This is a genomic window from Flavobacterium fluviatile, assembly GCF_010645065.1.
GTDB lineage: Bacteria > Bacteroidota > Bacteroidia > Flavobacteriales > Flavobacteriaceae > Flavobacterium > Flavobacterium fluviatile.
Window position 1 is genome coordinate 689015 of record NZ_JAADZW010000001.1, and the last position, 23358, is coordinate 712372.

Annotated in this window: 16 protein-coding genes; 11 read left to right on the forward strand and 5 right to left on the reverse strand. The window is 34.1% G+C overall.

Translation table 11 applies throughout. The annotated features are described in order from the left end of the window. The first annotated feature begins 36 nt into the window (after positions 1-36). The 3 genes from GXM17_RS02510 (at position 37) to GXM17_RS02520 (ending at position 3464) form a co-directional block, all read left to right on the forward strand. Positions 37-2346 carry a type IA DNA topoisomerase gene (locus tag GXM17_RS02510; protein WP_163397701.1) on the forward strand — a complete coding sequence of 770 codons (2310 nt, stop codon included), beginning with the start codon at positions 37-39 and terminating at the stop codon, positions 2344-2346. A 224-nt stretch (positions 2347-2570) separates the two neighbouring features. After that, the gene (locus tag GXM17_RS02515) at positions 2571-3044 is read left to right on the forward strand and encodes a DUF6265 family protein (RefSeq protein WP_163397702.1); all 474 of its coding nucleotides are present in this window, start codon (positions 2571-2573) and stop codon (positions 3042-3044) included. A 69-nt stretch (positions 3045-3113) separates the two neighbouring features. Continuing rightward, positions 3114-3464 (forward strand): hypothetical protein, encoded by a 351-nt coding sequence (locus tag GXM17_RS02520; protein ID WP_163397703.1) that lies wholly within the window; start codon positions 3114-3116, stop codon positions 3462-3464. Positions 3465-3694: 230 nt separating this feature from the next. Here the strand turns inward: GXM17_RS02520 and GXM17_RS02525 are convergent, their stop codons facing one another. Continuing rightward, positions 3695-4855, reverse strand: a complete 1161-nt coding sequence (locus GXM17_RS02525; RefSeq protein WP_163397704.1) for an MFS transporter — start codon at positions 4853-4855, stop codon at positions 3695-3697. Between the two features lie 290 nt (positions 4856-5145). On the opposite strand from GXM17_RS02525, the gene GXM17_RS02530 reads away from it, so the two are divergent. After that, the gene (locus GXM17_RS02530) at positions 5146-7596 is read left to right on the forward strand and encodes a TonB-dependent receptor (RefSeq protein ID WP_163397705.1); all 2451 of its coding nucleotides are present in this window, start codon (positions 5146-5148) and stop codon (positions 7594-7596) included. A 35-nt stretch (positions 7597-7631) separates the two neighbouring features. On the opposite strand, the gene GXM17_RS02535 is transcribed toward GXM17_RS02530, so the two are convergent. Next, positions 7632-8621 (reverse strand): AraC family transcriptional regulator, encoded by a 990-nt coding sequence (locus GXM17_RS02535; protein ID WP_163397706.1) that lies wholly within the window; start codon positions 8619-8621, stop codon positions 7632-7634. A gap of 195 nt (positions 8622-8816) precedes the next feature. Here GXM17_RS02535 and GXM17_RS02540 point away from each other — a divergent pair, with 195 nt between their 5' ends. The 6 genes from GXM17_RS02540 to GXM17_RS02565 all read left to right on the forward strand — a co-directional run bounded on the left by GXM17_RS02540 (position 8817) and on the right by GXM17_RS02565 (position 17465). After that, positions 8817-11225, forward strand: a complete 2409-nt coding sequence (locus GXM17_RS02540; protein WP_163397707.1) for a TonB-dependent receptor — start codon at positions 8817-8819, stop codon at positions 11223-11225. Between the two features lie 73 nt (positions 11226-11298). Next, positions 11299-12468, forward strand: coding sequence for a PepSY-associated TM helix domain-containing protein (locus GXM17_RS02545; RefSeq protein ID WP_163397708.1), 1170 nt, complete (start codon positions 11299-11301; stop codon positions 12466-12468). 5 nt (positions 12469-12473) lie between these two features. Then, a complete protein-coding gene (locus tag GXM17_RS02550) occupies positions 12474-13571 on the forward strand; it encodes an alpha/beta hydrolase (protein WP_163397709.1) in 1098 nt (365 codons plus the stop codon). Positions 13572-13675: 104 nt separating this feature from the next. Continuing rightward, the gene (locus tag GXM17_RS02555) at positions 13676-14401 is read left to right on the forward strand and encodes a DUF4198 domain-containing protein (protein WP_163397710.1); all 726 of its coding nucleotides are present in this window, start codon (positions 13676-13678) and stop codon (positions 14399-14401) included. Between the two features lie 228 nt (positions 14402-14629). After that, a complete protein-coding gene (locus tag GXM17_RS02560) occupies positions 14630-16897 on the forward strand; it encodes a TonB-dependent siderophore receptor (protein ID WP_163397711.1) in 2268 nt (755 codons plus the stop codon). 142 nt (positions 16898-17039) lie between these two features. Next, a complete protein-coding gene (locus GXM17_RS02565; RefSeq protein ID WP_163397712.1) occupies positions 17040-17465 on the forward strand; it encodes an HIT family protein in 426 nt (141 codons plus the stop codon). 94 nt (positions 17466-17559) lie between these two features. Here the strand turns inward: GXM17_RS02565 and GXM17_RS02570 are convergent, their stop codons facing one another. From GXM17_RS02570 to GXM17_RS02580, 3 genes are all read right to left on the reverse strand, one after another. Continuing rightward, positions 17560-19332 carry a MutS-related protein gene (locus GXM17_RS02570; RefSeq protein WP_163397713.1) on the reverse strand — a complete coding sequence of 591 codons (1773 nt, stop codon included), beginning with the start codon at positions 19330-19332 and terminating at the stop codon, positions 17560-17562. Between the two features lie 69 nt (positions 19333-19401). Further along, complete coding sequence (locus GXM17_RS02575) at positions 19402-20235, reverse strand: universal stress protein (RefSeq protein ID WP_163397714.1); 834 nt, start codon at positions 20233-20235, stop codon at positions 19402-19404. 181 nt (positions 20236-20416) lie between these two features. Continuing rightward, complete coding sequence (locus GXM17_RS02580; RefSeq protein ID WP_163397715.1) at positions 20417-21598, reverse strand: T9SS type A sorting domain-containing protein; 1182 nt, start codon at positions 21596-21598, stop codon at positions 20417-20419. Positions 21599-21758: 160 nt separating this feature from the next. Here GXM17_RS02580 and mnmE point away from each other — a divergent pair, with 160 nt between their 5' ends. Further along, on the forward strand, positions 21759-23159 hold the full coding sequence (mnmE, locus tag GXM17_RS02585; protein ID WP_163397716.1) for a tRNA uridine-5-carboxymethylaminomethyl(34) synthesis GTPase MnmE: 1401 nt from the start codon (positions 21759-21761) through the stop codon (positions 23157-23159). The last annotated feature ends 199 nt before the right edge of the window (positions 23160-23358 follow it).

The window sequence follows — 23358 nt, forward strand, 5'->3', positions numbered from 1 at the left end:
AAAATCCTTAATTTCGCTTACAAATAAAAAGAGAAAATGAAGGTCTGTATTGCCGAAAAACCTAGTGTAGCAAGAGAAATTGCCTCCGTTTTGGGAGCCAACAACAAACACGACGGCTATTACGAAGGCAATGGTTACGCTGTTACCTACACTTTTGGACATTTATGTACCTTAAAAGAGCCCAACGATTACAAGCCCCACTGGAAAAGCTGGGATTTGAATAACCTGCCCATGCTTCCTGAAAAATTTGAAACTAAAGTGGTTCAGAATTCGGGTATCGAAAAACAGTTTAAAATCATAAAAAGTTTATTCGACAAAGCCGAAGTAGTCATCAACTGCGGGGATGCCGGACAGGAAGGAGAACTGATTCAGCGCTGGGTGATGAACGAGGCTAATTATAAAGGAGAAATTCAGCGTTTATGGATTTCATCTTTGACAACCGAAGCAATCAAAGAAGGTTTTGAAAACTTAAAACCTTCTGCAAATTATGACAATTTATATTACGCCGGATTTTCAAGAGCCATTGGAGACTGGCTTTTGGGAATGAACGCTACCCGTTTGTACACCGTAAAACATGGCGGTTACAAACAGGTTTTATCTATCGGTCGCGTTCAGACGCCAACACTTGCAATGGTAGTTGACCGCTTTAAAGAAATCGAAAACTTTAAGCCACAACCCTACTGGGAACTACAGACATTGTACAGAGAAACCCTTTTTAGTTATGAAGATGGCCGTTTCCTGAAAAAGGAGGACGGAGAAATCCTGGCAGAAAAAGTTAAAGAAAGTGAATTCGAAATTGTTTCTGTTGATAAAAAGAACGGAAACGAATATGCTCCAAAACTTTTTGACTTAACAGGCCTACAAGTATATTGCAATCAGAAATTTGGATTCTCAGCAGAAGAAACCCTGAAAATTGCACAGACATTATACGAACAAAAAGTAATTACGTATCCCAGAGTTGATACTACTTTTTTACCGGGAGATATTTATCTCAAAGTGCCTGGAATTCTGCAAAAACTGACAAATTATTCACATTTAACAGAACCGCTTTTAGGAAAAAAAATCAAAAAATCGCCTAAGGTTTTCAACGACAAAAAAGTAACCGATCACCATGCGATTATTCCAACAGGAATTGAGATTAATCTGCCTTACAATCAGCAACAGGTTTATGATATCATTACAAAACGTTTTATTGCTGTTTTTTATGATGATTGTTTGGTTGCGAATACTACTGTAATAGGAAAAGCTGCTGAAGTAACATTTAAAGCAACCGGAAAGGAAATCCTGAAAAAAGGTTTCCGCATTGTTTTTGAAGACCCTAACGCCAAAGATAAAGAACCAGATCTGCTACCAAGTTTTGTTGTATGCGAAAAAGGGCCGCATGAACCTTCGTTCTTGCAAAAAGAAACCAAACCGCCCAATCAGTTTACAGAAGCAACTCTACTGCGCGCTATGGAAACTGCCGGAAAGCAGGTCGATGATGAAGATTTACGTGAATTGATGAAGGAGAACGGAATCGGCCGCCCATCTACACGTGCGAATATTATCGAAACACTTTTTAAACGTCAGTATATTGTTCGAAACAAAAAGCAGGTATTACCTTCACCAACCGGAATCCAGCTTATAGAAACCATTCAAAATGAATTAATCAAATCGGCAGAATTGACCGGTTCCTGGGAGAAACAATTAAAAGACATTGAAAAAGGAACTTTCACCGCTGCAGCATTTATCAGAAACATGAAGCGCATGGTCGAAGCTTTGGTAACCGAAGTTCGGAGCGAAACGAGACATGCTAATATTTCTCATGCCTCAACGATTCAGAAACCAATTGTAAAAGTAGAAAAAGAGAAAAAGAAAGCATCCGGAATTTCGGCAGAAATTTGTCCTAAATGCCAAAAAGGAAATATTTTAAAAGGCAAATCGGCTTTTGGGTGTTCTGAGTACAAATCGGGTTGTGATTTTGTACTGCCTTTTGTTTTCCTTGATAAAAAAATTACGGAAAGCCAATATTTACGATTGGTTCAGAAAGGTTCTACTATAAATATTAAAGGTTTTAAAACCGATTCCGGAATTGTTGAAGGTTTGATTCGTTTTGAAGAAAATTACAAACTAAAATTAGAACCAAAGAAAACCGATAAAAAAGAAGAAACAAAAGAAAGTTCAGATATAGTAGTTTGTCCGAAATGCAAAAAAGGCACAATTTTGAAAGGCAAAACCGCTTACGGCTGTGCTGAATACAAATCGGGCTGTGATTTTAAAGTAACATTTGACGAAGTAAGAGCAAAACTTCGAGATCAAAAACCAACAAAGGAATTGGTGTATTCTATTCTGAGTGAAAGCGTTTAAAATATTTCACGCAGATTTAGCAGATTTGACAGATTTTTATAATTCGGAACTAAATATAAATATGCTGAATCTGCGTGGAGACAAAATCCTTTTTAATCATTCTAATCTGCGGAAGATATAAAAAAGAAATTCATGGAAATTTGTGTAATTACTTCGTCTGTCCCTTCGGTCGAGTCGTGGCAAACTTTTTTTTTATACTTTAGTACTATCAAAACTTAATAAATATGTTTCATAAAATTACTCTTTTAACGCTTGTAATAGCTGTTGTTTCTTGCCAGAAAAAAGAAACCGTAGAAGATAAAATCAAAAAAGCAGACTGGCTAATTGGAAACTGGGAAAATACATCACCGGATGGAGTTTTAACCGAAAACTGGCAAAAAGTCAACGACAGCACATTTAAAGCTGCATCCTATTTTATAAAAGCTAAAGACACGATACATTTTGAAAGCATTGTTTTAGCGCAAAAAGGTGAAGCATTAACATACATTGCTACTGTAAAAGGTCAAAATGACGGCAAACCTGTAGCTTTTCCTTCAACATCAGAAACAGAAAAACAATTGGTTTTTGAAAATCCACAACACGATTACCCTCAAAAAATTACTTATACAAAAGGTGGTAATAACACTCTGACAGCAGAGATTTCGGGGAAGCTGAATGGGAAAGTTAGTTCTGAGAAGTTTGTGATGACTAAAAAGTAATTTGTTTTTTGTAAAATCTAAAATGTTATTAAGGAAGAGAATCTACTTCCTTAAATTATAAAATTAGTCTTGAAAAATTACATTTACGCCGAAAAGGCTTCACTTATAAAACTTATTATTGGCAATCTACTATTTGTTCCCAGTGTATTGGTAATAATTTTTATCAATAAAGGAAATAATCCAATTCTTTTTTTATTTTTCCTATTAATTGCTTACTGGGGAATTTTCTTCATTTCATCAGAGGGTTTAGAAATTGATTTTCAAAATAAAAAATTTAGAAAACTATTTTGTGTTTATGGAATTCGAATTGGTCTGACATGGACGTTTTTTCCTGAAATGAAATATATCGCATTAGTAGAAACCACTGTAAAACAAACTTTTGGAAGGCTGGGTTTTAAATCTAGACCACAACAACTATAACTGAGAAAACAGTCAAAATAAATATCTTTGACTATAATGAAAAGTATTTCACATTGTATTTTGCAAATGATAGAAATGCAGCTTTAGAAATTGCATCAAAAATTCAAGAAGCATATAAGATTGAAGTTCTGACAAATTTTTAAATAAAAATAAAAATTTTGCGCTTATCCCCTTCGCAGCAAAAAAAACCTCAGAAGCTTAGCATCTCAGCCCCTTAGAACCTTAAAAAATCACTCATTCTCCCCTATCTTATTCACCATAAAAATCATCAGAATCCCTAAAACTGACATAATTAAAAACGCCCATTTCATACTCAGGTATTCAGAAATAAAACCAACCATTGGCGGAACCAGCAAAAAGCCAAGATAACCAATTGTAGATATAGAAGTTATGGCAGTACCACTGTTTAATTTTGATGATCTTCCCGCGATACTAAAGACCAACGGAACAACACAGGAAACCCCGAAACCAATCAAAACATAACCAAAGATAGTTGGGTAAGCATAAGGCAGGATAAAACAAATAGCAAAACCAGCAGTAATCAGGATACCGCTGTAAAGCAGAATTTTTTTAATACCAAATTTCGTTACACCAGAATCACCAAATATACGGCCTAAAGTTACCGCTGTTGCAAAAAACACAAATGCTGCACTGGTTAATTTTGGAGAAGCTTTCAATATATTTTCAAAATAAATACCGCTCCAGTCATACATGGTGTTTTCGCAAGCCATTGAAACAAAACAAATCACAGCGAATTTTATGAGGTTTTTTTCGGGCATTGCAAAGAATTTCTTCTTAACAGGAACCGGTTCATTATGAATACTCAACGGATAAAAACAAGCTGTAAGCGCCAGCATAAAAACACTTACTCCCAATAAATGATGTGATGGCGCGATGCGCTGCGTTACCATTACATACCCAAAACCTGCTCCTGAAAAAACTGCAATACTCCAAACCGCATGAAAACTCGTTATAATCGATTTTGGATATAACTTCTGCACTTCGAGAGATTGTGCATTAATCGATAAATTAAAAATATTTCGGGATGCGCCAAAAATCAAAAGTACAATAACTAATTGCCATACAAAAGCTACTAAACCTGGTAAGGATAGCACAATATTAAACATAACAGCTCCTAAAAGCATGATATACCGGCTACTGTGTTTGTTTAATAATTTTCCGGTAAAAGGCATTGTCAGCATTAAACCTATTGGAAACGCAAATAGTACAGCTCCAAATTGTGCTTCAGATAAATGCAGCTGTGCCTGGATATGCGGAATTCGGGATACCCACGAAGAATATCCAAAACCTGAAAGGAAAAAAAAGACAGTATTAGCTAAACGATAACCTTTGGGAGTGTTCTGTATTTTTTTTAGAAAGGGAATAATCATGGAGTACTGTCAATTTAATTTGCCTGCAAAATTAAGGTTTTTAGAGCCAATTTCCGTTTTTAAACTTTTTTTAATTTTAAAAAAAACAAAACAATTAGATGATTAATAATTTATACTAAAAGCTTATATTTATTTTGCAAAACACCTCAGTTCGGACTTCTATACTGAGGTGTTTTTTCTTATAAAATATACCTTAGAATCATGACAAATGGAAGGTCTAAGCTAATAATTCATTTTTGTATGATTAAATTTTTAGATTTGTAAAAATTACCAATAATAACCAAAAACGAATGAATTACCTTTACCCAAAAATGCAGCATTTTATTTTTATAATCTGCATCTTTTTAATTTTAACTACCGATGCCGTTGCACAAGACAATGGAAAGCTCAAAGGAACTATAACTACATCCGACGGACAACCCGCAGCCGGTATAAACATCTTTCTTAAAAACACTAAATATAGTTCTGTAACAAATGAAAATGGTTCTTTCGAACTCCACAAAGTAAAAGCAAATACTTATATAGTGCAGGTAGCTTTAGGAGGTTACGAAACTTTAGAACAGGAAGTAACTGTTTCAGAAAATAAAATATCAACTCTTAATTTACAATTGAAAGTTTCGAATAAGGAATTAAATGAAGTAACAATCTATAATAACAGGGCAAAACTTTTCCCGAAGCAAAGTAATTATGTTTCAAAAATGCCTCTCAAAAACATCGAAAATCCACAGGTTTATAATGTTGTTACAGCTAACTTATTAAAGGAACAGGCTGTAACTAATTTTGATGATGCATTAAAGAACGTTCCCGGTGTTCAAAAACTATGGGAATCCACAGGTCGTAGTGGTGGCGGAAGCTCCTTTTATGCAATACGGGGGTTTCAAACTCAGGCTAATATTGTAAATGGGCTCCCTGGATTAACAAACGGAAGTCTTGATCCTTCAAACATAGAAAGTATTGAAGTTATAAAAGGCCCATCCGGAACTTTGTTCGGGAGTAGTTTAATCAGTTATGGAGGTTTAATCAATACAGTAACTAAAAAACCTTATTCCGGTTTTGGTACAGAAGTTTCTTATCTTGCCGGAAGTTTTGGACTCAACAGAGTTACTGCTGATGTAAATACCAGCGTAGACGAATCTGATGATGTAGCTATAAGAATCAATGCAGCCTATCAGACGGAAAATAGTTTTCAGGATGCCGGTTTCCGTACAGCTTATTTTTTAGCCCCAGTCCTTTCCTATAAAATTAACGACAGATTATCATTCCTTATCAATACTGAATTCATGCAGGAAGAGAGGGCTGTACCACCTATGCTGTTTTTAGGCAGAAGCACATCGTTGCAGTTTTCAAATCTGGAAGAATTAAACTACAATACTAAACTCTCTTTTTATGGCAATGATTTGTCTATAAAAAACCCTAAATTCAATTTGCAGGCTCAGATGAATTATAAAGTTTCAGACCAGTGGACTTCTCAAACAGCTTTATCAAGAAGTTCTGCAAAATCAGATGGATATTATTCGTACATGCCGGATAATGAAAATGGATTAGGCGAATTTGCATTAAATATTACAAAAGAGCAATCACAAACAGTGACCACAGATATTCAACAAAACTTTATTGGTGACTTTAAAATAGGAAATATCCGTAACCGCATTATCGCAGGACTGGATTACTTTGCAAAAGAAGATACATTTGGTGGTTCCGGCTATGCCTGGCTTTATAATATTACTCCTCAGGGCGATGTAAATTATTTAAATCCTTATACCGGAACAGAAGATCCGCCAACATACCCAACCCGAAGTTCTGTAGATACGGTGCTGTCTAAGTCCGGAGCCATAATATATGATAACAAAGAAGCAACATACAGTGTTTACGCATCTGATGTTGTAAACATTTTTCCAAATTTGATAGCGATGGCGGGTTTACGCGTTGACTATTTTGATACAGAAGGAGATACAAAAACGGATAATGACAATTATAATCAAACTTCTTTATCTCCTAAATTCGGTTTAATCTATCAGCCAATACTTGACAAGATTGCTGTATTTGCGAATTATATGAATGGTTTTAAAAACATTTCTCCCAAAAAAACATACAATACAAATGGAGATGTAACCGGAGCCGCAACCTTTAAACCTGAGCATGCCAATCAGCTTGAGTTTGGTGTAAAGATCAATCTTCTTGGCGAGAAATTAAATGCAACAGCAAGCTATTATAGTATCGAAGTCGGAAACCTGGTTACACCAGACCCAAAAATTCCTCTGAACAGCAGACAAGAAGGAACTTCACAAAGCAAAGGTTTTGAGTTTGATCTTAATGCTTCTCCTCTAAAAGGCCTAAACATTATTGCGGGATACAGTTACAATGACAGTAAAATAACAAAAGGCGGTCTTAATAACGTATGGCTGGAAGAAGGCAAAAGACCAATGTGGTCAGGACCGGAAAGTTTAGTTAACTTTTGGGCCAACTATAAATTTGCTGATGGGGGGCTAAAAGATTTTGGCTTAGGTTTTGGAGGAAATTATGCCAGTGAAAATGCAATTATCAATAGTGATAAACTTGGTAAGTTTGTACTTCCGTCCTACACCGTACTCAATGGTTCTGTTTTTTACGGAACAAATAAATACAGGTTAGCACTAAACATCAACAATATTACCAACAAAGAATATTTCAATGGTGGATGGGGTACTGTAAATCCGCAAAAACCAAGAAATGTTGTAGCTGGTTTTAGCTACAAATTCTAAAGATATAAAGGGAACTGATCTAAAATTAGTTCCCTTTAATTTTTTAGTTTACTTGGTAAATACCCAAACGTTTTTTTAAAAGCTACCGTAAAATGCTGTGGGTTTTTATATCCTAATTCTTCTGAAACAGTAGAAACAGGAAAATCCTTTTCTGCAATTAATTGTTTTGCATATTCCATGCGAAGCCGGGTTAAATAATTGAATACTGTTGTGTCAAAAACTATTTTAAAATATTTCTTTAACTTAAAAGTATTCAGTCCCACTTGCGCAGCGATACTGGCCAAGGTATGTTTTTCTTTAAACCCGGATTTTAAAATACCATCAACAGCTATGATTTTATCATAATCACTTAAGCTTAAGCCTTCGTTAATTTTTGTATTTTCTTCTTCGTTAATAATAGTAAATAAATAAGAGAGTATCTCCACTACTTTCGATTCCAAAAATGCTTTTTTAATAGCGCCAGTATAATTACACTGTAATATATCTTCAATCAAAATATACAATTTAGGCGAAATACTTTTACTTTTCTCCCACATAAAATAGGTGGTATTATTCGCAATCGCTTCTGCCAATAAAGGAATTGTGGTCTTTAAATCCGGATAAAACAGCTGCTCTAAATATTTTTCTGTAAAAGTAATCTCCAGTGTTTTTCTCCTTTTTGTACGATAATTTAAAACTCCTTTTATTTTAGGAAAATAAAATAAGTTGTAGTGTCCCTGAGGAATATAAATTCCCTTTTCTAATGGGTCCTCAGGACAGTACTCGTTATCCCCTTCTATTTCTATATGAAGCTTAACAAATGTAAAATCATGCTCTACTTCTATCGAATAAGATTCAGTTGTCACACACAGATCCCTGGCAACCAAATGCACTCCATCCAGCATAATATCCGTAATAACTCCGATAATGCCTTTGTGATCGTAATTAATTTTTTTTTCCAGTAAATGTTCTTTATTAAAGCGAATTGGGTTATTTACAACAACACGTTCTTTCTTAAAAATATCGCTCTTCATCATTGTTTTCATACAGAAACACTTTGATTTTTAATAATTTAAAAATTCTATTTATTCATTAGGATAAGATAATTGCTTTAAAATTATGCCTATTCCACATAATCCTTATTGCGTTTATTTTAATCCCTATTGCGTTAACCGTCTTTTTACTAACAAACTACTTTTGCGTAAAATTATTAATTTATAACTAATCTAAATAAGAATACTATGTTTTTTATTAAACCCGAACTAAAAAAATTAGTAACAAAGCCCTTGTATGCGGTATTGCTTTTCTGTTTTGCCATTACAACTATTTATGCCCAGCAAAAGACCGGAAATATTCAGGGTACCGTTATAACATCTGATGATAAATCGGGAGAATCAGTAACTGTAGCCCTTTCGCAATTAAAAAAATCAGATATAACAGATGAAAATGGGGTTTTCCATTTCAAAAATATTCCGGAAGGAAATTATGATTTGCAAATAAACATGAAAGGTTATGAGCCCATTATAAAAAATGTAACTGTATCTGCAGAACAGACTTCTGAAGTATCGATCCAGCTAAATTCTTCGTTAAGGGAACTACAAGAAGTTGTAATAGTTTCGGGAGCGAAAAAATTTGCTGAAAAGAAAAGTGAATATGTAGCAAGGCTTCCGATCAGCAATCTTGAAAACCCGCAGGTTTATACTGTAGTCCCAAAAGAACTTTTTCAGGAACAAATTGCAGTTGATTTTAAAAGTTCTTTAAACTCGGCTCCGGGCTTAAGCAATGTAGTCCAGAGTGTTGGATCAGGCGGGGTTGGTTTGAGTTTGAGAATGCGCGGTTTTAGCGGTGCATCTGCTGCAGGATCTATACGCAACGGAATGAACACTAACTGGGTAACGATGAGTGACCCTGTAAATTTAGAAAGCATCGAAGTCATTAAAGGACCATCAGGAACTTTGTTTGGATCAGCATTAACTACATACGGAGGTCTTATTAACAGAGTGACAAAAAAACCTTTTGAAACTACAAAAGGAGAAGTAAGTTACACTACCGGAAGCTGGGCATTAAGCCGTACAACTATCGATTTCAACACCCCGATTAATGAAGAAAAAACAATGCTTTTCAGAGTTAATGCTGCCTTAGACAATCAGAAAACATGGCAGGATCAGGGTAAGAGCAAAACCTTTATTATTGCCCCGTCTTTTACTTATCATGTAAGTGACCGGCTGACTTTTGATTTTGATCTGGAAGTGTACAGCGGCAGCCGTAATGCCAGCTATATTGGTCTGGGAAATCTGACTCTGGCAACATCTCCTTACAAAAGCTTTAATGACTTCAATTTTGATTTCAAAAAATCTTATACCACAGATGATTTACAATCTGAAGCAAAAACAACAAATGTATTCGCCAGAGCAACATACAAATTATCAGACAACTGGATTTCACAAACCAATTTCTCTAATGCCTATACAGATAATAAAGCTAATTATCTATTCTTACTCATAAACAACAACCCTGACACGGATGCTTTACCGCTTCTGCAACGCAGGCTAATGAATATAAACAGTACTTTTAAAACAAGTCAGATTCAGCAAAACTTTGTCGGGAATTTTAATATTGGAAATATAAAAAACCGTCTGCTTCTGGGTCTGGACTATACCTATATCAGCACAAATGATAACAGATGGACTATCAACTCCTATGATGCATCTGCCGGAAATGCATTAACTCCAATAAATGGAAATGCTCCGTTTATTAATATCGAAAAATACAAACAGATGATAGCTGCGATGCCGTCGCCATCAGTAGTAAACAACAGAGATTTAAGAACTACAAGTGTTTACGCATCAGATGTGATTAATTTTACAGATAATTTAATTGCTATGGCGAGTGTTCGATGGGATCATAATGAAAATAAAATTGCCCATTACAATCAAAATGCTATTTCTCCTAAATTGGGTTTAATTTATCAGGTAGTGAAAGACAAAGTATCACTTTTTGGAAATTATATGAATGGCTTTAACAATGTTGGTGCAGGGATGACATCTGATCCGGAAAATCCGGTCGATTTTAAACCTGAAAGAGCCAATCAGCTAGAAGGTGGTGTTAAGCTTGAATTGTTAGGAGGAAAATTAAACGGAACCCTGAGTTACTACAATATTGAAGTAAAAGATAAGTTACGCGCAAATCCGGATAACCCTTTATATACTGTACAAGATGGTACTCAAAAAAGCAGAGGTTATGAAGCCGATTTAATTGCAAATCCATTCAGAGGGTTTCATGTTATCATGGGATATGGATACAATGAAAGCGAATATACTTCAGGAGCACTTCAGGGAAACAGGCCTTACTCTACTCCTGCTAATGTTGCAAATCTTTGGATGAGCTATAAAATATTGGATGGAAAAGTAAAAGGCCTTGGATTTGGCTTTGGAGGAAACACACAAAGCGACAGCTACTTTAATGATGCCAATACATTTGAATCAAACGCATATACTGTTATGGATGCTACGGTTTTTTATGAAAATCAAAAATTCAGATTAGGCTTAAAACTAAACAACATTGCAAATAAAGAATATTGGTCGGCGGATTCATGGGCAACTATGATGCCTACAAGACAACTTGTAGCTAACCTGACATACAAATTCTAAATCAATTTCATTATTTTTTTTACCAGGTTAACAGCTTTTAAAGCTGTTAGCTTGGTTTTTTATCATTAAAATTATGACAAATAATCCAATTATAAAACCTCAAAAGAAAACCTCAAAAAAAAGTAAATGGAGTATTATAAACGCCTGGCTCCACTTATGGCTCGGACTCTCATCAGGTATTATTGTATTTATTGTATCACTAACTGGTGTATTGTTTATTTTTTGTGATGATATTATAGACGGATTGGCTTATGATTCTTTATACGTAAAGGAAGTAAAAGATAAAAGATTAACTCCCGAGGAACTCATTTTAAATTACAAAAAACAAAACCCCGAACGGACTCCAAGTTATTTTATTACCTATCGCAACCCGGAACGTACTGTAAAAATGGGGTCTTATACTAAGGAACGTGATTTACAATTTTCGTGGATTGACCCTTATACCGGAAAAATACTGACTTCCGGTAAAGCGTATGACTTCTTTTATATCATCGCCCATATTCATAGTGGGGAAATGCCTTTTGGTGATACCGGGAATTTAATCGTAGAAATTTCTGTATGGATATTTTTAATAGAATTAATAACAGGATTAATTTTGTGGTGGCCCAAAAAGTGGAATAAATCTACCCGAAAACAAAGTTTTACCATAAAAACCAATGCAAGCTTTAAACGGCTGAATTATGATTTACACAATGTCCCTGGGTTTTATAATTTATTGCCGGCACTCTTAATTACTGTTACGGGCTTAATTATAGTCAACAAACCTTTGAATAAAACTACGCATCATCTTTTGGACGGAAAGCCGAAAGCATACAAAGAAATTGAAAAATTTAGTCCGGAATATGATTCATCAAAAAAATTTAGTGCTATAAATCCAGTAATATCAAAACTTTTTGCTAAAAACCAATCCGCAGAGCAAGTTAAATTAGGCATTCCTGCAAAAGACAGCCTCACTATTTTTACAGCTGTATCCGCCAAAAGCATTGGCCTTAAAGGCGTTGAAAATGGAAAAACGTATGTCGTGAATCGCTATAACGGTAAAAATATTGAGATTCCTGTACAAGTCATGAACGGATTAGGCATTGACGAAATGACCATGAACCTTCATATTGGCTTTTGGGCAGGATGGTTCGGAAAAACACTAACTTTATTTGTTGGGCTTGTATGTATGTTTCTGCCTGTAACCGGTTTCTTAATTTGGTATGGCAGGCGAAATAAAAAGAAAAAGGAACAATTAAATTAAATACTATGAAAAGGATACTCTTCTTACTATTTGTATTGCTTCCATACGCTAATTCATTTTGTCAGGACAGTATTGTCATTGGCAGCAAACACCATATTTTTTCTAAAGCATTAAACGAAGAACGCAATTTTTGGATCTATCTTCCACCCGATTATAACTCTAAAAAATTTGCTCCTGCAAAATATCCCGTCGTTTATTTACTGGACGCTGAAAGCAATTTTCATTCCTTTACAGGACTCCAGCAATCTTTGGCAAAAGGACCATACGCAATGACTCCGCAAATGATTGTGGTTGGAATTTGCAATACTAATCGCACCTTAGATTTAACACCAACCGAAAGTAATCGTGTCGCTTTTTATGATAAAAGCAAAAAGTTTTTTAAACAAAGCGGCGGCAATAAAAACTTTATAACTTTTTTAGTAAAAGAACTTCGCCCCTACATCGATTCGAATTACAGAACTTCAGGTTACAATATCTTAAACGGACATTCCTTTGGCGGATTGACTGCTACAAACATTTTGCTTCATAACACAAAATTATTCAACTCTTATGTTATTATTGATCCTAGTCTCTGGTGGGATGAGGAGATCATGATCAAAAAAGCGGACTCTATTTTCAATACAAAAGATTTTGAACAAAGAAGTATTTATGTTGCAATGGCTAATAAAATCAGTATTCCGCAGGACACTACCACAGATATGGCCCGAGGAATCAGAAAATTTGAAAAATTATTAAAAGAAAAGAAACCTAAAAACCTGCGATGGAATTTTAAGTTTTATGAAAATGAAGACCATGGAACGATTCCGATTCCGGCAGAATATGATGGTTTACGATTTATTTTTAAAGAACATTTAGTTCAGGTTAAAGAAGCTGTTCATAATCCTGGTCTGGTATCGCAACAATATGCAAAACTTTCTAAAGAAACCGGTTTTAGTTTTTTGCCATCAGAAAGCTTTTTAGACTGGATGGGTAATTTTTGTCTTGAAAGAGATCAGGTAAATAGTGCCGTTACCTTTTTTCAGTTAGCAAAAACCTATTATCCAAACAGCAAAAATGCTTATTTATCGTTAGAAAAAGCACAATTGAAATTGGAAAAAAAATAATATCCCCGGTTTCTTTTAAGAAAATTAAATTAAAATCCTTAATTGTTTTTAACTATTCTAAATAAGGCTTAAGTTTGTAGAAATATTTAAATAGAAATACGACTATGAAATCACACACATTAAAAAAAATAGCATTTATTTTACTAATGCTAGTTGCCGCGCCTTCTTTATTTGCTCATGCTCTTTGGATAGAAACTAAAGCTACCGGTACAAAAGGAAAAGCACAGGAAGTAAACGTTTATTTTGGAGAATTCTCAGAAAATGATATCACAAAAGCTGACAAATGGTTTTCAGATTTAAAAGACTTCACATTAGTGTTGGTTTCCCCTTCAAAAAAAGAAACAAAACTGACCACAAAGGCTTTAGAAAATAAATATCAGGCCTTTTTTACTCCTGATGAAGATGGTGTATATACTATTGTGATGCATCATACTGTAAAAGATGTATATGGCACAATGAAACTGGATTACAACTCTAGTGCAAATGTTGTTGTTGGAAATAAAAACACAGGAAACAACATTGCTAATAATTCCAACAAGATTGCTGTTTTTTCTGAAAACGCAGACATTGCAAAAAAGAATACAAAAATCAACGGAGTAGCCTCTTATGATGGCAATATTGCTAAAGAAGCAAAAATTAAAGTTATAGCGCCAAACGGATGGGAAAAAGAACTGTGGACAAATGACAAAGGTGAGTTTTCTTTTACTCCAATATGGTCCGGAAATTATATGGTTGAATATGCTCACACCGAAAAATCCGGAGGAGATCACAACGGCAAAAAATACGATGAAATCTGGAAAATGGCGACATATCAAATTGCTGTTAAGTAATTTGAAGTTATCTAAATCTTTATCTACAAACCTTGCTAAAAAGCAAGGTTTTTTTATTTCACCTTTTTTTTCAATACTAAAACAAAATTTAATAAGCTAAATTCTAATATAATTTTAATGTAATCTTAATTAAATTTTAAGAAAGAAAACTCATTCATAATTTTTTGTTAACACATTCATGTATTTATATTTGCACCGAATAATTTTTATTAAATCTAAATAAAGAACATGAAGAATAAATTACTGCTGGTCTTATCATTTGTAAGTTTTATTTCCTATAGCCAAAATAAAGCATCAGATACCGATAGTGCTTCAGCAATTAATGACACCGTTAAGAAAAAAAAGGGTCAGGAACTAAACGAAGTTATCGTAACAGGGAACAAACATCAAAAACCAGTTACGGCATTACGTTCAGGATTAAAACCAATGGACACACCTCAAAGTGTACAAGTAATTGGTTCTGATGTGATCGAACAACAGCAAGCCATCCGTCTGAGTGAAGTATTAAAAAACGCTAATGGTATTAATGTAAGCTCGGCACGTGGCGGAGCTCAGGAATCTTTTTCTTCCAGGGGATATTCCTTAAGTGGTAATAATAATGGTAATAGTAATGCAGGAAGTATTTTGAAAAATGGTTTTCGATTTAATTCTGGTTCTATTCCTGATATTTCTGGTTTAGAAAAAGTAGAATTCCTTAAGGGAGGTTCAGCTATCTTATATGGAAATGTTGCCCCAGGAGGAATTTTGAATTTGGTTACCAAAGCGCCTTCTTTTACAAAAGGCGGATCAGTATCTATGCAGGCAGGAAGTTATGCTTATTACAAACCATCAATTGATTTTTATGGCCCTTTAAACAAATCTATTGCCTATAGAATCAATGCTTCTTATGAAAATTCGGAAAGTTTTAGAGATGTGGTAAAAAACGAGCGTTTTTATGTAAATCCATCTTTACTTTTCAACGTTTCTGATAAAACACAAATTACGGTTCAGGGAGATTATTTGGATGCCGACTGGACTCCGGATTTTGGAACAGGAGCGATCAGTTATCCAGCCCCTGCTACAAACTCTATCATAATTGATGCACCACGTAATATGTATTATGGTGCACTATGGTCAAGAGGAAATACAAAATCAGCCAGTGCATCAGCATTTGTAAACCACGATTTTAACGAAAACTGGAAATTAAATTTCAATGCTTCCTATCAATCTTATAACAGAACTCAAAAATCTACAGCTCAATTATCCGGTGTAACACCCACTGGAGACTGGAATAGAGGTTTAGTCCAAAACAAAAACCTGGAGCGAATTTTTGCTGATCAGTTAAGTTTACAAGGAACTTTTAATACGGGAAGCGTCAAACATCAAATCTTTACAGGTGCTGATTGGGAAAATTCATTTGCTCCTGCTTATACTTTTGCTTTTAACCCAACAACTTACGACAAAATCAATTTGTACACTTTTGACCCTGACAATCAAAGAACAGATGAGCCAAATGCAAGAAATACCCAAATAGCCAACACTGACACCAATCGTTTTGGAGTTTACTTTCAGGACTTAGTTTCAATTACTGAAAAATTCAAAGTTTTAGCAGGTATTCGCTGGTCCTGGCAGGAGTTAGAAGTAACTACTTATAAAGAAACCGCTGGTAATGGAAAACCTGAAGGAACTGAACCAACTGTTGCCCCTAAGAAATTAGACAATGCATTTTCTCCTAAAGCCGGATTAGTGTTTCAGCCAACAAAAGACATCTCATTATTTGCCAGTTACTCCAATTCATTTACTCCAAACACAGGAACTACAGTAGATTTACAGCCTATTGAGCCCTCTATAATTGATCAGTATGAAGCTGGAATTAAAACCGATTTTCTAAAAGGTCTTTTCAGCACCAACGTAACTGTTTACCAAATCACTAACAACAACTTAGCTCAAACAGCTGAATTTAAAGCTGATGGAACACCTAATACTGATACATCCATAAAAGTTTTGAACGGACAGACTAAAAGTAAAGGAGTTGAAGTGGATATTACTGCAAAACCAGTACAAGGCTTAAGTATTATAGCGGGATACAGTTATAATGATTACCGTTACTCTAAAACATCTGGTTTAAACGGAAGTCCTGTCGAAGGAGACCGTTTAGTTGGAACTCCACAAAATACTGCTAATTTGAGTTTCTTCTATACTTTGCCAGAAGGTTTATTTAAAGGTTTATCTCTAGGTGCCATAGGAAATTATATAGGTGATCGAATTGTAGGCTGGAACAATCAACACAACAATACAGATCCTGTTAAATATCCTGATGGAATTTACCACAGAGAAATTCCAATTGGTGGTTACACTACTATTGATGTTTCTGCAGGATATTCCTGGAAAAAAATATCTTTATTGGTTAAATTATCAAACATCACAGACGAACTGAACTACACTGTTCATGAAAACTACAGTGTTAATCCAATCGCGCCACGTCAGGTAATGGCAAGTTTGAAATACAAATTATAAACTAAAATCAGGTTTAAACTTTTACTAAAAAACTTTTTCTGCCTCTTTCATTTTGAAAAGCAGGAAAAGTTTTTTCTTTTAAAATAAAAAGTATTTTTGTCGAAATTAATTCCAATATCAAAAACCTTATATAAATTAAAATATGCCTAGTCCAGTTTCAGAATGCCTTTACTGTCAAAACAACGACACCTTACACCAGTTAATGATAAAAGTTGCAGATTTAAAAGTTTCACAGCTTTTCCTTTTCAAAGAACAATCTTATACAGGCCGTTTAAATGTAGTTTACAACCATCATGCAGTTGAATTTTATGAATTAAGCGACGAACAACGCAATTTATTCATGGAGGATGTTGCTACAGTCGCAAAAGCTATTGCAAAAGCCTTTAATCCTGATAAAATCAACTACGGGGCATTTAGTGATACTTTATCGCATTTACACATGCACATCGTTCCGAAATACAAAGATGGTTACGGATTTGGAAGTGTTTTTGAAATGAATCCTCAAAAAACTTATTTATCTGACGAAGAATACAACACTGTTATCGAAAAAATTAAAGCGAATTTGTAATCAGATTTAATCGAGCATCAACTAAAAAGCTTTTTCTGCCTCATTCAATTTTGAAATGCAGAAAAAGCTTTTTCATTATAAAAAGATTTCAATGCTAAATAACTCCCATCTTCTGCATCAGGAAAGTAGCACTTTTGTTTTTACAGATTCCGTTGCGGAGTTTGTAATCAAAATGCAAATCATTGTCTTTTATTTCTACTTCAAAACACTGATTGGTTAAAACTTCCGGATATTCATCAGTGGTCAGGCAGACTTCAATATCATGCGTTGCGATGGCTCCAATAGCATTTTTAGCAATCACTTTTTTGACTACTTCAATTGTTCCGTTTCGTTTGTCATCAGAGTTGGTTCCTCTTAAAATTTCATCCAGTAAAACAAAAGCGGGTTTCTCTTCCAGCGTATCCATAATTTGTTTTAAACGCTTTATTTCAGCAAAAAAGTAGGACTCGCTATCCGCTAAAGAATCTGACAATCGCATTGAAACTAAAACCGGAAGTGGATGCATTTTAGCTTCTGAAGCACAGACAACTGATCCTATTCCGCCTAAAACCATATTAACTCCCAAACTTCTCAAAAAAGTACTTTTTCCGGACATGTTGGAACCTGTCAAAATCATAAACGATTCCGGATAAAAATGCGTATCATTCCCTACCCTGCTAACCGGATTTAATAAGGGATGACTCAGATTTTTAAATCCGATTTTATACTCAGAATTGATTTCCGGAAACACAAAATCCGGATTATTGTAAGCCAGATTTGCAAGACTGCTTAATGTTTCAAATTCACCAATCACATTAATCCATTTTTCAAGTTCCTCTGCATATTCTTCTTTCCACTTTAAAAGTGCTTTTAAAACATGAATGTTAAACAAAAACGTACCGTTAAATACAGTAGCCGTAACAAGATTATTAATCGTATCCATTCTGGAAAACAGTTCCGAAAGCTGTTTTAGATGCGAACTGGCTGATGCATTTTTAAATACTAACTGGTTTTGTAAATCAATTAATTTTTTAGATTCAAATTTTTCTAATTCAATCTTCTCAACCAAAAGTCCATATTGTTTAATGATTTTATCAATATTGTCGGCTTTGGCAATTTCAGACTGAATTCGTTTTAATGCTGTTCCTAAAACAACCAGGTTCCCAATAAAAATATAAGTCAGATACGATAACAGAATTGTTTTTGAAGTAATAAAATAAGCTGCCAGAAAACCCAAAAATAACGTTGGCAAAACAACTGAAAGTACATTTAAAACTTTAGGTAAAGAATTATTTCTAAATGATTTCCAATACATTAATGAATCATAAAAATCTTTACTGTCATGACTGACAATTCCCAGCGCATTGAATTCCTGACGCCAGTCTATTTTTGAAACAAGCTCTTTTATCGCGCCCTGATTTTCAAGAATAACTTCATTAGAATTCAATTTCAGCAACTGATTTGCTAATGTTTTTTTTCCAATAAAAGTCGCAGTTCTGTTTAAATTCTGAAACAAGGAATGCTCCCCAAAAATATCCAGATCGTAAGCATAAGTATGGTGAAAATCATTAAATTCAAAACCGTTTTCAAAAGAAAGTTTTTCTCTTTTCAAAAAAGAAATTTCGTTTTCATTGACTTTTAAAAGTGCTGTTAAAAACTGTTTTTGAAAAGACAATCGAGAATGAATTTGCATTAAAAAAACAAAACGAATAAAAAATAACAATGCACTAATTAAGTATAGAATTTGATTGGTTTTGATGTAATAAAACATCAGAAACAAAAAACTAAAAATACTTAAAAGCCTTAAAAGGCTGATGCTGTTAAATTTTTTATTGGTTTTGTTTAATGATTCTGTATAAAGGGTAACCCTGTTTTGATAATAGTCCATCTTTTCAATTTAGCTTAACCGCAAATATAGGTTTTAGCACTTCAAAATTGGTCCTTATTGTAACAGAAATTAGTTGTCATGCATCACTAAAACCGGAATTGAAACCTCTTTTGTTATTTTTTTACTAAAACTGGAAGTAAAAAGGCTTTCAAAAAAAGATCTTTTATGCGTAATTGTCGTCAGGACATCAACATCTTTATAGAGCACAAAATCAAGTATGGTCTCTTTAACATCATCACTTGGAAGGACTAAAAATTCTACATTTTCGCCTGCAAATTCAACTTCCCATTCTTTGATGGTTTCCGGTGCTACATCAGATGCAGATGTTTTAACATACAGGCTTCGAACCTTGGCATCCATTTTCTTAGCTATTTTCAAAACCTTTTTTAATTCTTTTTTATCTTTTTCACGGTAACGCGTCGTAAATCCAATAACTTTTATTTTTTTGAATTTAGCATCAATTGGTACGCATAAAACCGGAACATGCACGCCTGAAATCACCGAACTTGTATTGGAACCCGTAAAAAAAGTTGTCCAGTCAGAAATTCCGTTCGTCCCCATAATAACAAAATCTGCATTGTCTTCTTTTACTGCATTTTTTAAATTAAAAAGCAAATCTCCGTCCATTAGACGGTGTTTAATAACTATTTCTTCTAAATTCCTTTCAACGGCAATAGTTTTCAGTTTCGGAATTTCGTCTTTAAACATTTCAAAATTAGCCAATTCTATTGAACTGTAAATCGCAGCATAATTTTCCGGAAAAAACTGACTGTCATACACCGGAATTTCGAATGTGTGCAGCAAAATAAGTTCTCCGTTGACAATTTTTGCAAATTCCAAAGCATGAACAAATGCATTTGTAGCTGCTTCAGAAAAATCGGTTGGGAATAATATCTTTTTCATCATTACATTTTTTAGTTATCTACATAAAGTTACTAAATCACAGTTAGATGCAGTCTGATAATTATCAATTTTAGAAAATTTTAACCCAAACCGGCTATTTCAGAAATTAGATTCAATAAAAAAGCTTTAGAAAATTTGTTTCCAAACTCCCTAAAGCTTTATATCCAGGTTTATAAAATTGTTATTGCTTGATAAACTTGAAAGATTTATCTCCTAAACGGGCAGTATAGACTCCTGTTGTAAAACGAGAAATATTAATTTTTTCATCTGTATCTACATTCCCTTCTTTAACTACCTTCCCATCAATACTGATGATTTGATACTTGGATGAATCCTCTAAATTTGAAAAACTAATAAAATCAGAAGTTGGATTAGGATGTAAAGTTATTTTTGTAGATTTTTCAAAATCCTGTGTTGCTAAACTATTCAAATTAACTTTATACAACAAATAGGTTACACTTCCTGGAGATCCAGATTCTCCAAAAGCAAACAAGTTATTGTTTCCATCAGCAATCATCTCACCAATGTAAGGGGTATTTCCGTTAAAATCGAACCCGGTAAAGGCTACAGATGGTATTTGTATAGCTGAAGTCAAATCCATTCTATCAACTACTCCTTGGCTAGTATCGGTATTTAAATACAAATAATTATTATAAATTTCCCCATTATAAAAAGCTTTACCAGGTGTATCAACATAATACTCAATAGGAGTTCCCGCTGTACCACTTGTTACATCAAGTTTTAAAAGTCTTGTTGAGCCAGCTGCTTCTACTCCAGACCATTCAATTATATATAAAGCATTATCTTTGAATTCAATATCATCTACACTGTAAAATTGATTATTCAATATCGTTTTAATAGGCGCTCCGGATAAATTAATCAAGGAGATCTGCATATTGATCAAATCTTGATTACTATCTATGAAAGCCTCAGAAACATACACATTTGTTCCGTTTACATCAACCTCCACCGGATACATTAATCCCGAATAAAGATCCACTACAGATGAATTGCTAACCGCTAAATTGATTTTAGAAAGTTTACCTGAAGAGGGAGCCTCTAGGGCATTGTTTCTTTGCAAAAAGTAAAGTTCGTTACCCACCACTTTTAATCCAGTAGGATATGTCAGACCTGTAACTACATCCACTACCGGGCTATTTGGAGCAGCAAGACTTACTTTTACAATTTTACCAGCCGAGGTAACAGAAATATAAATTTCATTATTGTAAATTTCCATATCCATGCCGTCACTAAACTGTGCGCCACCACCTAAATTATTATGAACCAAGGTAGGTGTGACCTGAGCATGTCCACAAAAAAAGTTTAAAAACAAAACCGCGATAAGAGTAATTTTTAATTTCATAAGCTTTAAATTTTTAATTGTTTCTACAAAAATAAAAAATATCTTTTTTACTTCCTTATTTGTAATAAGTAACTTATTAATATCCTTGTATAAAATATAAAACCACAAACTTATCAGCCTTACAAAAACTTTGTACCTTTGCACTCTTGCAACTTATAACATGATACATCAAGATTCTATAGTCGCTTTGGCAACACCTTCCGGAGCAGGAGCTATTGCCATAATTCGTATTTCAGGCGCTGATGCTATTTCTATAGCGAACTCTGTGTTTAAATCCATCAAAAATAAAGATTTAACGAAGCAAAAAACACATACACTGCATTTAGGTCATATTGTGGATAATTCAAAAACCCTCGACGAAGTATTAGTATCTGTATTTAAAGGGCCAAATTCATATACGGGCGAGGATACAATCGAAATTTCTTGCCATGGATCAACCTATATACAACAGCAAATTATTCAGCTGTTATTAAGAAAAGGCTGCAGAATGGCTGATGCGGGTGAGTTTACACTGAGAGCTTTCCTGAACGGAAAACTGGATTTATCGCAGGCAGAAGCCGTTGCTGATTTGATTTCTTCTGATAACGAAGCTTCACACCAAATTGCGATGCAGCAGATGCGTGGCGGTTTTAGTAATGAAATTGCTAAGTTACGTGAAGAACTTTTGAATTTTGCATCGTTAATTGAACTGGAACTGGATTTTGCAGAGGAAGATGTAGAGTTTGCAGACAGAACACAATTTCATGAGTTACTAAACCGAATTGAATTTGTATTAAAACGACTAATCGATTCATTTGCTGTTGGAAATGTTATTAAAAACGGAATTCCGGTTGCTATTGTTGGTGAACCAAATGTTGGCAAATCGACTTTGTTAAATGCTTTATTAAACGAAGAAAGGGCTATAGTATCTGATATAGCGGGAACAACGAGAGATACAATTGAAGACGAATTGGTAATTGGCGGTGTTGGCTTCAGGTTTATAGATACTGCAGGAATACGTGAAACAAAAGACGTGGTTGAAAGCATCGGAATTAAAAAAACTTTTGAAAAAATCGATCAGGCACAGGTTGTTATCTTTTTGTTTGATGGTTTCAAGTTTCAGGTTTCAGGTTCTGATTATATTATTGAAATTGAAAAGGTCAAGAATAAATATCCATTGAAACCAATATTAGTTGTCGTAAATAAAGTAGATTTATTAAGCGAAAAAGAAATTGAACTAATCAATGAAAAACTTGAAACTTTAAACCTAAAACTCTTAAAAATTTCTGCAAAAAACAAAATTGGCGTTGACGAATTAAAGAATGAATTATTGTCTTTTGTAAACACAGGAGCTTTACGAAACAATGAAACTATCATCACAAACACAAGACATTATGATTCTTTATTGAAAGCTTTGGATGAAATACAAAAAGTAAAATTTGGACTTGAAACAAATCTTTCCAGCGACTTAATTGCACTGGATATTAAAGAAGCTTTGTATCAATTCGGGCTTATCACAGGTCAGGTCTCAAACGAAGAATTACTGGGGAATATCTTTGCTAACTTTTGCATTGGAAAATAGGTTTCACAAAACATCACAAAATAAAACAAAGAATCCCAGTTAAAATGTTATAAAATAGCATTTTAACTAGGATTTTTCTTTCTGTTTATATAGTTTTATTTGCAGATAGTTTGTTCTTATTTGTACCATTATTGTACCACGAAAAATTTTTCCAAATTGGATTTTTTTTTTGGACAAATCATGACACAATGAGAGACAC